The following is a 13,090-nucleotide window of genomic DNA, read 5'->3' as shown; positions in this document are numbered from 1 at the left end:
GACCGTATCGGTCGCACGGCATCGGTCACACGGCCTCGGTCAGACGGCTGCCTCCTCCAGCGCCGCCCGCAGCCGCCGGGCCTGAGTCACCAGCCGGGACGAGCCCCGGCGCTCCGCCGCCTCCGCGAGATACGGCAACTCCCCGTGTGCCCCGGTCCGCTCCGCGCATTCGGCGGCGACGGCCATGAGATCCCCGAGACCGTGCGGAGGAGACTTCTTCCCGTCCCCGCCGGCGAGTTCGGCGAGCAGCGGCGGCAGCGCCTCCCGCACCACCGACCAGGCGGTGCCGTACGCCCCGGTCGCGGCGGCCGTCCGTATCGCCTCGGCGAGCCGCGACGGTTTCACACTCCTCAGTACGGCCAGCTTCCCCAGGTCGGTGCCCAACTGCTCCGCGTCCAACTGTCCGCGCGCCGCCAGCACCAGCAGGGCGTCCACGGCGGCGAGGCGGTCCTCCGCACGCTGCGCGCCCAGCCCGTAGGCCACACAGAGATGGACGGCCAAGCCCGCCTCGCCCTCCGCCTCGGCGAGGGTCGGCAGGAACGCGTACCCGGCCCGGGTGTCCTCGAGGGTGGCCGTGGAGAGATCGCGCAGGACACGTCCCGCCACCAGCTCCGGTCTCCCCGGCACCATCGCCAGCCAGTGCTTCCACTCGTCGTCGTCCCAGTGCGGGCAGTAGTACCGGTCCGTGTACACGGACGTCTCCCGGCCCAGCCGACGGAACTCAGACGGGAACGACGGGCCCCGCATCTCGGGCAGTTCACCGAACTCCACGAGCATTCTCGGCCCGGCCGTACGGCTCCGCTCGGCGGGCTGCGACGGTACGTCCGTCAGCAGCCACTCGGCCAGCCGGTCGCCCTCGCCCGTGCCCAGCCGCCGGGCCGCCGCCGCGGCGGACGCGAGCGCCGCCGTGTCGTCGCGCCGCACACGCAGCAGGGCCTGCGCGAAGTCCGCCTCGCCCGGTCGGGCGCCCGACCGCCGGTAGACATCCAGACGCGCCACCAGGTCCGCGGCCTCCAGCGAACACGTGCTCCAGGTGGGCGTCGCCAGCAGGAACGGCAGCGGCTCGGTCCGGATCCGATACGCGATCTCCCGCAACCGGGCGTCGAACGCCCAGGTCAGGCCGCTGTGCACGCAACCCGCCGACTCATCGGCCCTGTTGCGAATCGGACGCAGGGTGTCGGTGCGCACCCGCTCGAACAGCGTCGCGAGGACGATCTCCAGACCGTGGGGCGACTCACGGAAGTACTTGTCGACGAACCCCGCGTCCATGTCCGTCCACCAGCGTCCGGCCCACGCCGGGCCCAGCGCTTCCACCAACGCGTCCCGGTCCCGGTGCGCGTGCCGTACGAGTCCGTCCAGCGCCCGCTCGAACGCGCCGACCTCGCCCTCCGTGGCCAGCAGGGCACCGATCTCCTCGGCCAGTTCGGTCACCGTCTCCGGCGCGGGGGCGAGCCGGGTCGGCGTGGGCACGGGCGGGAGGAGCTCCTCGTACACCTCGGGGGCGGGCTCCTCCGCGTCCGGAGCACCGAGGAGCCGATGGGCCCGCGCACGCAGACCGGGGATCAACTGGGCTGCGGCGTCGGCGATCTCGGCCCGTACATCGACCGTCTCGCCGCCGCTTCCGGGGCCGAGGTCGCCCAGGTCGCCGAGGTGACGCTCCACCAGCTTCAGCGCCCTCTCCTGCACATCCGTGTCCGGGTGCCCGAACGCCTGGGCGATGACCGGCAACAGCTCGGCCGCCGTGGACGGTTCCCGCTTGAGCACCTTGCCCAGCAGCACGAGCTGGGCTCGGACGAGCTTCTTCTCGGTGCGGAAGAGCACCGCGCCGGACAACTCCGCGAGCCGGCGCGGCCCCAACTCGCCGTCCAGCGCGAAGCCCGCGAGGACCGAGTGCGCGTGCGCGGCCACCGTGGAGGGCGCGTCGGAGCTCAGCGCCGTCCAGTCCGGGATCCGCGCGCGGTGCTCGTCGCGGGTGAGGTCGAGCGCGGTCAGCAGGCCCAGGAAGACCTTGCTGTCCGCCGTGGAGCCGCCGCCGCGCAGCAGCCGGGCCAGGCACCCGTCGACCATGACCTTGCGGTCGAGCAGGCCCTCGCGGGTCAGCTGGGTGAGGGCGTACGTCCAGTCGTTCAGCCCTTCGCCGTACCGCCAGTCACTGCGGGCGCCGATCTCCTCGGTCTCGAACAGCGCGGCGACCAGCTCCGCCAGATGCGGGTCCTTACGCAGGCTCCCGATGACCGTGCCCGTATGCCGGCGCGTCCGTCCGATGTGGTCCATCCACCCGTGGACATAGGCCTCGGACGTGGGCACCGGGCAGCCCGCGAGCCGCACGAGGCCGGCCATCAGCTCGTACGGGACATCGGCGGAGAGCGGGCGCTCCGCCAGCCGGCGCACGACCTCGGCGAGCCAGGCGGGATCGCGGTCGCCGAGCACATCGATCAGCACCCGTGGCGGTGCCTGCCGCCAGCGCAGCTCGGACCCGGTGAGCCAGGTCGCCACGGCGGCGGCCCCCGTCTGGCAGGCGGCACCGGCCGCGTGCAGCGCGGGATAGGCGCGCTGGGCGCGGGACCCCCACGGCTCGGCCCGCAGCTCCTTGCGCAACCGCTTCAACTCCGGCATGCACGCACGCCGTTCCGCGTCCGTCATCCCGTCCACCAGAGCGACCAGGTCACTCAGATCCCCTGCCCGCACCGCCCTGACCAACGACTCCGAACTCATCGCGCACCCCCGTCGATCCGTGCCTCGTCAATCCTCGCCCCGTCGATCGCCCCGCCGGCCGCCCCGTCGGCCGGTCCGGCCTCCACGTGGGTCCCCTCCGGCACCGCCGTCGCGCCCCGGCGGACCATGCGCACCGCCAGCGCGTGTTTGCAGGGGCCGCGGCCGCCCCGGTACTTCGCCCACCAGAGGCAGGAGCAGCTCAGGGTGCCCGCGCTGTCCCGTACCCGGTGGACATGGCCGTCCTCGGCGGTGACGGTGCCGAGGTCGCCGTCGAGGGAGACCCCTCCGGCGGCCACCAGGGCGCGGGCCGAGCGCAGGCGTGGATTGTGGCGCTCGACGCGGTCGGCGTCGTAGGGGAGTTCGCGGTGGAAGTACGCGGCCTCCGCCGTGTCGTAGCCGACGCGTCCCGAGGTGCCCAGCCGGGTCAGCGCCGCCCGCACCCGCTCGGGCGACAGGCCGGAGGAAGCGGCGAGATCTCCGATGTCGATGCGCGGCTCCCAGGCGAGCAGGACCCCGATCAGCTCCGCGTCCTCGGCGGCCTCGTCGGTGGCCAGTGCCTCCAGCACACCGCCCTCGCCGGAGAAGCCCCGCGCGGCCTTCGGGGACAGTGTGAGGGTGAGCCGCATACCGGGGAGCACGACCTCCCAGGCGCTGGCCAGGGCGGCTTCACCGGTGGCCGGCGGACCGTAGACGCGCAGGGCCGTCGCATGGCGCAGGACCCGCTGCAGGGCCACCAGCCGCTCCGGGCCCGGCAGACACACCGCGCCGGGGACGGGCCGGGTGGTCGGCCGCAGGGCGCGTCCGGCGGGCACGACCCACTGGGCGCCTCGCGAGGCCCCGCGAGCGCCCCCGCGCGGCAGCGACCGCAGGAACCGCACGGCCTCGGCGGCGGGCAGCTCGGCCCGCAGGTCGAACCCGGCCGCGATCACCTGGGCCTCGGCGAAACCGCGCAGCCAGCGGTCCGGCAGCGGCACCTTCTTCTCCACCACCGGACCGTCCAGGGTGGTCACCGCCAACTCCTCGGGGCCGACCCGCAGATGCAGCGGATCGTCCCCGCCGATCCGGGACAGCGCCTCCCGCAGCGGGTTGTTGACGTCCACATTGGTCGTGCCGTGCCCGACCTCGCCGCCGTCGAGGCCCGGCTCCAGCACGTCCAGCCGGGCGTAGACCCCGCCGCAGCCCGAGAACGACTCGAACCGCAGCCGGTCCCCGTTGCCCGTCACCACCGGGTCCAGCCAGGCCCGCAGCTGCTGCTGGTAGTACCGCGCCGCCGCCACGTCGGCCACCGCCAGCAGACCCGCCGCGGCCACCTGAGGGGAGGCCAGGAAGCCCGCGAAGAACCGCGGATGGTCCTCGACCCCCGTCGGGGTCGCACCCCGCGAGGTTTCGAGCCCCAGCCGGTGTCCGCCCGCCACGGACTCCAGCACGGAGGGTCGGGTGTAGGCCACGGCCTGTAGAGATCGCGTCATGGGAAAACCGTAGGAGCGACCACTGACAATCGCCCCTGACCTGCGAAAACGCGAAGGTCAGGGGCTCAAGTCACACGGGTTACTGCCCGACGAGACCCGGCTGCAGCACCTTCGTGTAGAGCACGGTCCCGTCCTGCTCCCGCAGCCGTACCGTCAACTCCCCGCTGTGGCCGTCGATGTCGACCTCGCCGAAGAACTGGTACCCGCCCGCCGGCGACACGTTCGCGGTGGTCGGCGCCTTCACGAACACCCGCTCGGGGCCGAAGGTGTTGTCCAGCGCGTTCGCCGGGAAGGCACCGGCGTTGAGCGGGCCGGAGACGAACTCCCAGAACGGCTCGAAGTCGGTGAAGGCGGCCCGCGACGGCTGGTAGTGCTGCGCCGAGGTGTAGTGCACATCGGCGGTCAGCCACACCGTGCCGGTGATCTTCCGGTGCTTGATGAACCGCAGCAGTTCGGCGATCTGCAGCTCCCGCCCGAGCGGCGCGCCCGGGTCGCCCTGCGCGACGGCCTCGATGTTCGGCTTGCCGTCACCGGTGTCCGGCACGACCAGGCCGAGCGGCATGTCGGAGGCGATCACCTTCCACACCGCGCGCGACCGGGACAGTTCCCGCTTGAGCCACTGCAGCTGCTCGGCGCCGAGAATGCCGACCCGGTCGGTGGTCTGCGTGTCGGGCGAGTTGGCGTTGCGGTACGTCCGCATGTCCAGAACGAACACGTCCAGCAGGGGGCCGTGGCGCAGCACGCGGTGCACCCGGCCCTCCCGGGCGCCGGGCCGCAGCGTGGAGATCGGGAAGTACTCACTGAAGGCCCGCCGCGCCCGCGCCGCCAGCACGTCCACGCTCTTCTCGGTGTACCGGGTGTCCGTGAGGATCTCGCCCGGGTACCAGTTGTTGGTGACCTCGTGGTCGTCCCACTGCACGATCGCCGGCACCTGGGCGTTGAACCGCTTCAGGTTCTCGTCCAGCAGGTTGTAGCGGAAGTTGCCCCGGAACTCGGCGAGTGTCTCCGCGACCTTGGACTTCTCCTCGGTGGTGACGTTGCGCCAGGTGCTGCCGTCGGGGAGCGCGGCCGTCGCCGCGATCGGGCCGTCGGCGTAGATCGTGTCACCGCTGAACAGGAAGAAGTCCGGGTCCAGTGCGCCCATCGCGTCGAAGATGCGGTAGCCGCCCCGGTCCGGGTTGATGCCCCAGCCCTGCCCGGCCAGGTCGCCCGACCACACGAACCGCGCCCCGGACCGGCGTTTCAGCGACGTCGTACGGAACGTGCCGGTGACCGGCTCGCCGGTGCGGCGCGGGTCGTCCGGGTCGGCGAGCAGCACCCGGTAGTGGATCTGCTCGCCCGAGGGCAGGCCCCGCAGCCGCGTCGTACCGGTGAAGTCCGTGCCGGCGCCGAGCAGCGGGCCGTGCCATCTGCGCGGGTTGCGGAACGACTCGGTGGCGGACGTCTCGACGATCATCCGCGCCGGACGGTCCGACCGCACCCACACCAGCCCGGAGTGTGCGGTCACATCCCCGGTCTGCACACCCCAGCCGGCCTTCGGCCGCCCCGACAGGGCCAGCGCCGGCACCGAGCCGAGCGCGACGGAACCGGGCAGCGCCAGGGCCGCCGAGGCGGCGAGCGAGCCGCGCAGCACGCTGCGGCGACCGGGCAGGGAACTCGGCGGACGGTGTGACATGAATGCGCCTCCAGCGACGGATCCGGCCAATGTGCACAGCCACAACTACTGGTACGCCGCAGCGCACACGGAAACGACAAGTGAACAACTGCCCGGGCCGAGGGGGAAGCGGACGGCGCCTGATGGCGCGGGGGTTCGGTGCGTTTGCGGGTGCGGCTGGGTGGGGGCTGGTCGCGCAGTTCCCCGCGCCCCTAAAAGAGCCAGGCCCCTGCGGGTCTGAAAAGCACGGGGCGCAGCCCCTGCTTTTCAGGGGCGCGGGGAACTGCGCGACCAGCCCCCACCGAACCCGCACCCGAAATCCGATTCCAGGGGGTCGAAGGGGCGCAGCCCCTGGGGATGGGACGGGTAGGGGCGGCGGGGGCGAGGAAAACCCGTGGATCAGCCGACCACGGACGCCAACACCCCCACCCCCTCCCGAATCCGCGCCGGAGACAGATGCGCGTACCCCATCACCAACCGCACCCCACCCTCCGCCCCCCACCCGTACCGCGCCAGCCCCCGCACCAAGACCCCACCCCCCGCGGCCCTCTCCACAACCCGCTCAAGCGACCCGTACCGATCAGGCAACACGACGATGACATGCAACCCCGCCGCGATCCCGGACACCGCCGCCCCGGGAAAGTACTCGGCCAGCGCGGACACCAACGCATCACGCCGCTCCCGATACACCCGCTGACACCGCCGCAACTGCCGGTCGTAGTCCCCCCGTTCCACGAACCGAGCGAAGACCGCCTGGTCGATCGTGGGATGCCCGAGATCCATGGTCCGCTTGCGCTCCACGACCTCCTCCGCCAGCGACTCCGGCACGAGGAGCCAGCCGAGCCGCAACCCGGGCGCGAGGGACTTGCTGACGGACCCGGTGTACGCGACCCGCTCGGGGTCCAGCCCCTGCAAGGCACCCACGGGCGCACGGTCGTAGCGGAAGTCCCCGTCGTAGTCGTCCTCGACGATCAGCCCGTCCACCGCCCGCGCCCAGTCCAGCAGTTCTACCCGCCGCCGCGCGGAGTACGCGATCCCGGAGGGGAACTGATGCGCCGGCGTAGTAACCACCGCCCGCACCCCCGACTCCCGCAGCGGCCCGACGGCCAGCCCCTCCGCGTCCAGCGGCAGCGGCACGGTGCGCAGCCCGGCCGCGCCGTACAGCGTCCCGTGCTCGGGGCTGCCCGGATCCTCGACGCCGATGACGCGCGCCCCGCGCGCGTGGAGCACGAATCCGAGCAGGGTCGTCGCCTGGGCCACCCCGGAGACGACGACGATCCGCTCGGGGTCGGCGACCACACCCCGGCGCCGGACGAGCAGCTCGGCGAGGGCGGTACGCAGCCGGGGCAGCCCTCGCGGATCGGGGTAGCCCAGCGCCTGGTGCGGCAGCTCCGTGAGCACCCCGCGCTGAGCCGCCGCCCACGCGGCGCGCGGGAACAGCGACAGGTCAGGCGTGCCGGGGACGAAGTCGGCGCGGGCACCGGGGGAGCGCGGAGCGAGATCACGCGCGCGTGGCGGGGCGGCCCGCACGGCGGCCCCCACCCAGGTCCCGGCACCCCGGCCACTGCGCAGATACCCCTCCGCGACCAACTGCTCGTACGCCTCCGTCACCAGCCCGCGCGACACCCCGAGGTCGGCGGCCAGCTCCCTGCTCGACGGCAGCCGCGTCCCCCGCGCGAGCCGCCCCGACCGGATCGCCTCCCGCAGCGCCGCCTGCAAAGTGCGCCCACGCGCGCGTGCGGGCGCTTCGGCGACGGGCAGCAGCAACTCCCAGGCGGTGGCCCAGACGACGGACGCCGAGGGCGCACCGTCCGCCGAAGCGGCGTCCCGCGAACCACCGTTCTCCGTCGCGTCGATCTCTGTCGCGCCGTCCTCCGCAGCGCCGTCCCCCTCGATGGCGGCCGAATTGGTCCCCGATGACGTCATGAAAGTGGACCTTAAACCGGGCCGCCCTCCTCCCTAGCGTCACGACCATGAAAGCCTCGACCGCGCGGACCAGCGCCACGAACACCCGCGCGACACACGCCACCACCACCCAGGGCGCCCTCCTCGCCGCTCTCGCCTGCGTCCTCGTCGGCGGCTCCTTCACCGCCAACAGCGTCCTGGGCGCCTACCCGTACGCGGGCGGCCAGTTCCTCCGCTACGGCCTCGCCTGCCTCCTGCTGCTCCCGCTCCTCGGCCGGGGCGGCACGGCACCCTTGCGCCGTCTCACGGCACGGCAGTGGGCGCGGCTGGGGCTGCTCGCGGCGATCGGCATGGTCGGCTTCAACGTCGCCGTGATCGCCGCCGAACGCACGGCGGAACCGGCCGTACCGGGGGTCTTCGTGGGCTGCGCCCCGGTGGTCGTGGCCGTCCTCGTCCCGCTGTCGGAGGGGCGGCGTCCGCAGCGGCTGGTGCTCCACGGGGCGTGCCTGGTGGCGGTCGGCGCCTTCACCGTCCAGGGGTGGGGCCGTACGGACGGCGCCGGCCTCGCCTTCTCGGTGGGCGCGCTGGCGGGCGAGGTCGGCTTCGCGGTGCTGGCCGTGCCGGTACTGCGACCGCTCGGACCGAGGCTGCTGTCGGCCACCGTGTGCGGCGTGGCGGCGATCGAGTCGGCGGTGGTCGGGCTGGTCGTCGACGGGGGCGCGTGGCTGCGCCGCCCGGACGGCACGGAGACCGCCGCGCTGCTGTGGCAGGCGGCGGTCGTCACGGTCGTCGGGTTCGTGTGCTGGTACATGGGCATGCAGCGCATCGGCGCCGAGCGCGCCACCCTCTTCTCCGGCCTCATCCCGGTGGCCGCCGCCTGCACGGCGCCCCTCGTCGGCACCGGCTCCTACGGCGCGGCGCAGGCCGTCGGCAGCGCGCTGGTGGGCGCCGGAGTAGCCCTGGGCTCCGGGGCGTTGACCCGCCGCAGGGCCACGCCCGCACTCGCGAAGCAGCCGACGCCCGCTCTCGCGAACCAGCCGCCCCCCGCTGTCGCAAGCCGGCCGACACCCCCGGTCGAGAACCGGCCGGTGCCCGTCCCCGAAAACCGGAGGCTGCCCGCCGCCGAAAACCGGAGGCTGCCCGGTGCCGAAGACGGGAGAGTGCCCGCCCCCGATGCCCGAAGGCCGCCCGCCCCCGAGCCCCGGTCAGCGGCTGCCGTCGAGGATGACGCGGGCGACGAGCGCGGGGTCGTCGTTCATGGGGCAGTGGCCGCAGCCGGGCAGCCGTACGAGCCGGGCGCCGGGGATGACCCGCTTGGCGCGGACGCCCTGACGGGGCACGAGCAGCCAGTCCCGCGTGCCCCAGGCCACGGTGATGGGCAGTCCGGGAATGTCGTCGGTGAACAGCACGCTGCCGCCGGCCCGGAGGGTCTCGTCGAACCCGGTGGCCCCCGCGAGCGCCAGGGTCTCGGCGACCACGGCCTCGGGTGAACGTCGGCTCGGGCGGGCGTAGATGGTGCTCGTCAGGGCGGTGCGGCCGGCCGCCGAACGGGACAGCCGCTCGACCAGGGGCAGCGGCAGCCGCCGCGAGATGTGCCGCATGGTGAGCAGGACGCCGAACGCGTACCGCCGCTCGGCCTCGTTCCAGAATCCGGCCGGGGACAGGGCCGTGACGGACCGTACGAGCTTCTCGCGGCCCAGTTCAAGGGCGAGCAGCCCGCCCAGGGAGTTGCCCGCCACATGGGGCCGGTCGAGCTCCAACGCCTCGCAGAAGGCGCCGAACACGGCGGTGGTCGTGGGCAGGTCGTAGGTGAGGCCGTCCGGCAGCGCGGGGGACTCGCCGAAGCCGGGGAGGTCCACGGTGATGACCTCGCGCTCGGCCGCCAGGATGTGCGTCACGGGGTCCCAGGCCTGCCGGTGGTGCCCGATGCCGTGCAGCAGGAGCAGCGGCTCACCGGTGCCCTCGCGCGCGTAGGAGACCGTCACGGGCCGCGGGCCGAGCGGGGTGGGGACCTGGAAGGAGACCGTGGCGGCGGACATGGTGCAGCTCCTCGTCTGGGAGGGGGGCGCGCTGATGTACGGCGTTCATAGACAGCTTGTCAGCAACTGCTACCGGCGGGTAGTCCCTGTCGGTAACAAGCCCGCGCACGTGCCCGGAATCGCCTGGACAGGGCCGCGTTCCTCGGGATGGGATGGAACGGTGACCACCGACATCGCGACCGACGTCTTCGAAGAACACCGCCCCGTCCTCATGGGAGTCGCCTACCGCATGCTCGGCCGGGTCGCCGACGCGGAGGACGTGGTCCAGGAGGCCTGGCTGCGCTGGTCCGGCGCGGACCGCTCCGACGTACGCGAACCGCGCGGCTACCTGGTCCGGGTCACCACCCGGCTGGCCATCGACCGGCTGCGCCAGGTGCAGTCGCGCAACGAGGCGTACCCCGGTCCGTGGTTGCCCGAGCCTTACGTCACCGACTACGGGGCCACTGTCCCGGACACCGCCGAGCGGGCCGTCCTCGCCGACACCGTCTCCCTCGCCGTCCTCGTCGTCATGGAGTCCCTCTCGCCCCTGGAGCGCGCGGTGTTCGTGCTCCGGGAGGCCTTCGGCTATCCGTACGCCGAGATCGCGGCCATGATCGACCGCGCCGAGCCCGCCGTGCGGCAGCTCGCCGGGCGTGCCCGCCGCCACGTCGACGAGCGGCGCCCGCGCTACGAGGTCGACCCGGCCGAACGCCGCGAGCTGACCGAGCGGTTCCTCGCCGCCGCGGCCGGCGGCGATCTGGACGGCCTGATGTCGCTGCTGGCCCCCGACGTCCGGCTGGTGGGCGACGGCGGCGGTCTGGGCAAGGCCCCCGTGCGTGTCCTCGAAACCGCAGACAAGGTGGGGCGGTTCGTGCACGGAGCGGCCGGCAAGGGGCTCGCCGAAGTGTCGTTCCGGTTCATGGAGATCAACGGCGGTGTCGCGGCGGTCCTCCTCAGCGGAGGCAAGGTCGACAGCGTGTTCCAACTCGACGTCGCCGACGGCCGTATCCAGTGCGTCTACATCGTGCGCAACCCGGAGAAGCTGCTCTCCCTGGCGGTGGAGCGGTAGCCCGTGCGTCCGACCTGTCGGATGCCTGAGCGTTCGTCGATTGGTCTTGACCAAGGGTGGGGGCAGGCCTATGGTCGCAAGAAAGTGCAACAACCTTTAATAAACAAGGGCGCTAAAAACGCCGCCGGGCCACGGCGAAGCAGCGGAGGACAGGGTGGGGACCCAGCAGCTGGAATCGGTGCCGGAACCGAAGTACTGGCATCTGAAGACCGTGCTCAGTGAGGCATTGGACTCCGAGTTCTCGGTGGGGGAGATCCTGCCCAACGAACGCGACCTCGCGGCCCGTTTCGGTGTCGCCCGAGCCACCCTCCGCCAAGCGCTGGAGCAGCTCGAACTGGAGGGCCGACTGCAGCGCCGTCGCGGCGTCGGCACCACCGTGGCGCCCCCGCGCGTGGGCGTGGCGGTGGGCACCGAACAGCAGGCGTGGCCGGGCACCGTCGGCGACACCTGGCAGTCGGTGGACTGTGTGACCGGGGCGCCGCCCGCCGCGGTCGCCGGCATCCTGGAGAGCGTGCACGGCGAGCAGGTGCACGTCGTCCGCCGCTCGCGGATGTCGCACGGCCAGCCCGTCGCCGCGGAGCTGCTCTACATCCCGGCGGACTCGGTGCCCGCCCTCTCCGCCATAGACGCGCCCTCCGGTGCCGCACGCGCGCGTGCCGTGCTGCGTGAGTTGCAGCGCCTGGAGCTGGAGGGGCAGGACCGCTCGGTGGAGCTGGGCTCCGCCCGCGCGGACGACGCCAAGGAGCTCGACCGGCTGCCCGGCGCGCCCGTCCTCGTCGTCACCACCCGCTTCTTCGCCGAGGGGCGCACGGCGGCCGTCTCCCTGGCCACCTACCGCGCTGACACGTGCCGCCTGACCTTCGGCGACTCCGGCGGCGTCGAGATCCACCACGGCCCGGAGCGCCGCGCGTCCTGACGACACGGGCAACCCGCGAGCCGCACCTGCCGCACCCGCCGCGCTCCCGGACATCCGGGGGCGCGGCGTCGTCATGCCGCCGACCGGCTCAGCGCCGAGCGGTCACCGTGCCCTCCACCGCGAACAGCTGTTCCTCGACATGGTCCAGGGCCAGACGGAGCGCACCCATCGCGACGGCAGTCTCGCCCAGCCGGGACAGGGCGACGCGGGGCGGGCGCAGGCAGTAGCGGGCCAGCTCGTGGCGGAGCGGTTCGAGGACGTCGTCGATGCCGGTCGCCCAGCCGCCGACGACGACGAGTTCCGGATCGAGGGCGAGGACCAGAGCCGTCACGTCGTGGACGAGCCGCTGTATGAAGCGGTCCACGGCCTCGCGGGCCCGTTCGTCGCCCTCGCGCGCGTGCTTGAAGACCTCGGCGACCGCCTGCTCGTCCAGCGGGTGCAGGGGCTCGCCCGTGGTGGACAGCAGCGCCTCCGGCGTGGCCTCGCGGCCCAGCAGATGCAGCGCGCCGATCTCCCCGGCCGCGCCGCCGTAGCCTCGGTGCAGCCGCCCGCCGATCAGCGAACCGGCGCCCGGGCTCAGCCCCGCCAGCACGAACACCACGTCGTCCGACTCGGCCGCCGCGCCCTTCCAGTGCTCGGCGACGGCGGCCGCGTTGGCGTCGTTCTCGACCAGGACGGAGCACTTGAAGGAACGGCTCAGCCGCTCGCCCAGATTCAGACCCGTCCACTCCGGCAGGGCCGAGCACAGCCGTACGGCGCCGTCCGCCTCGATGATCCCCGGACTGCCCACCCCGACCGCGCGCAGCGAGGCCCGCGAGACGCCGGACCTGCGGAGCAGCTCGGCGACGACCGAGCGCAGCCGCTCCAGCCGGTCGTCCGCCGACGCCGACTCGGAGACGTCCTTGGACAGCGAGCCCAGCACCCTCCCGTCGAGGTCCGCGAGCAGCGCGGTCACCTGGTGCGAGCCCACGTCCAGGCCCAGCAGATGGCCCGCCTCGGCCCGGAACCGGTAGTGCCGCGCCGGACGCCCCTGCCGCCGCGCGGCACCCTCCTCGGCGGCCCGCTCGACCACCAGCCCCGCCTCGACCAGCCCGTCCACGACGCCCTCGACGGTGGGCCGCGACAGCCCGGTGACCCGGGTGATCTCCGTGAGCGTCGCATGGTCCGTGGCCCGCAGCGCGTGCAGCACCACGGCCGAGTTGATTCTTCGAAGCAGAGAGGGATCCCCGCCGGTCAGTCGCCCCAACGCCCGTCCTCCCAGCTCGCGCCCGTGTTTGCCGGATCGTACTCGCCGCAGCGGACCCCGGCGAGTGCCTGACGCCCCCGACCTGCGGAATCTCCCAG

Annotated in this window: 8 protein-coding genes and 1 pseudogene; 3 read left to right on the top strand and 6 right to left on the bottom strand. The window is 73.4% G+C overall.

What is annotated here, in order from left to right; translation table 11 throughout:
- Positions 1–39 precede the first annotated feature (39 nt).
- The 4 genes from ABT147_RS10115 to pdxR all read right to left on the bottom strand — a co-directional run bounded on the left by ABT147_RS10115 (position 40) and on the right by pdxR (position 7,764).
- The gene (locus ABT147_RS10115; RefSeq protein WP_351403909.1) at positions 40–2,715 is read right to left on the bottom strand and encodes a DUF7824 domain-containing protein; all 2,676 of its coding nucleotides are present in this window, start codon (positions 2,713–2,715) and stop codon (positions 40–42) included.
- Positions 2,712–4,184 (bottom strand): SWIM zinc finger family protein, encoded by a 1,473-nt coding sequence (locus tag ABT147_RS10110; RefSeq protein ID WP_351403907.1) that lies wholly within the window; start codon positions 4,182–4,184, stop codon positions 2,712–2,714. Before ABT147_RS10110 ends, ABT147_RS10115 begins: the two co-directional genes overlap by 4 nt.
- 79 nt (positions 4,185–4,263) lie before the next feature.
- Positions 4,264–5,859 (bottom strand): alkaline phosphatase D family protein, encoded by a 1,596-nt coding sequence (locus ABT147_RS10105; protein WP_351403905.1) that lies wholly within the window; start codon positions 5,857–5,859, stop codon positions 4,264–4,266.
- A 378-nt stretch (positions 5,860–6,237) separates the two neighbouring features.
- Entirely contained in the window at positions 6,238–7,764 is a 1,527-nt protein-coding gene (gene pdxR, locus ABT147_RS10100; protein ID WP_351403903.1) for a MocR-like pyridoxine biosynthesis transcription factor PdxR, read from the bottom strand.
- 47 nt (positions 7,765–7,811) lie between these two features.
- Between pdxR and ABT147_RS10095 the strand changes: the two are divergent.
- Positions 7,812–8,645, top strand: a pseudogene (locus ABT147_RS10095) (EamA family transporter); the annotation flags it as partial.
- 303 nt (positions 8,646–8,948) lie between these two features.
- Here the strand turns inward: ABT147_RS10095 and ABT147_RS10090 are convergent.
- Positions 8,949–9,782, bottom strand: coding sequence for an alpha/beta fold hydrolase (locus ABT147_RS10090; protein ID WP_351403901.1), 834 nt, complete (start codon positions 9,780–9,782; stop codon positions 8,949–8,951).
- Positions 9,783–9,942: 160 nt separating this feature from the next.
- On the opposite strand from ABT147_RS10090, the gene ABT147_RS10085 reads away from it, so the two are divergent.
- Both ABT147_RS10085 and ABT147_RS10080 read left to right on the top strand, forming a co-directional pair.
- Positions 9,943–10,830, top strand: a complete 888-nt coding sequence (locus tag ABT147_RS10085) for an RNA polymerase sigma-70 factor (RefSeq protein ID WP_351403899.1) — start codon at positions 9,943–9,945, stop codon at positions 10,828–10,830.
- Positions 10,831–10,984: 154 nt separating this feature from the next.
- A complete protein-coding gene (locus ABT147_RS10080) occupies positions 10,985–11,746 on the top strand; it encodes a GntR family transcriptional regulator (RefSeq protein ID WP_351403897.1) in 762 nt (253 codons plus the stop codon).
- 88 nt (positions 11,747–11,834) lie between these two features.
- Here ABT147_RS10080 and ABT147_RS10075 read toward each other — a convergent pair whose 3' ends face one another.
- Positions 11,835–12,992, bottom strand: a complete 1,158-nt coding sequence (locus ABT147_RS10075) for an ROK family transcriptional regulator (RefSeq protein ID WP_351403895.1) — start codon at positions 12,990–12,992, stop codon at positions 11,835–11,837.
- Between the last annotated feature and the right edge of the window lie 98 nt (positions 12,993–13,090).

Source organism: Streptomyces sp. NPDC001868, from assembly GCF_040297125.1.
In the GTDB taxonomy this organism is placed as follows: domain Bacteria; phylum Actinomycetota; class Actinomycetes; order Streptomycetales; family Streptomycetaceae; genus Streptomyces.
Note: the sequence above shows the minus strand (reverse complement) of the source record. Positions and strands in the feature narration are given on the sequence as shown.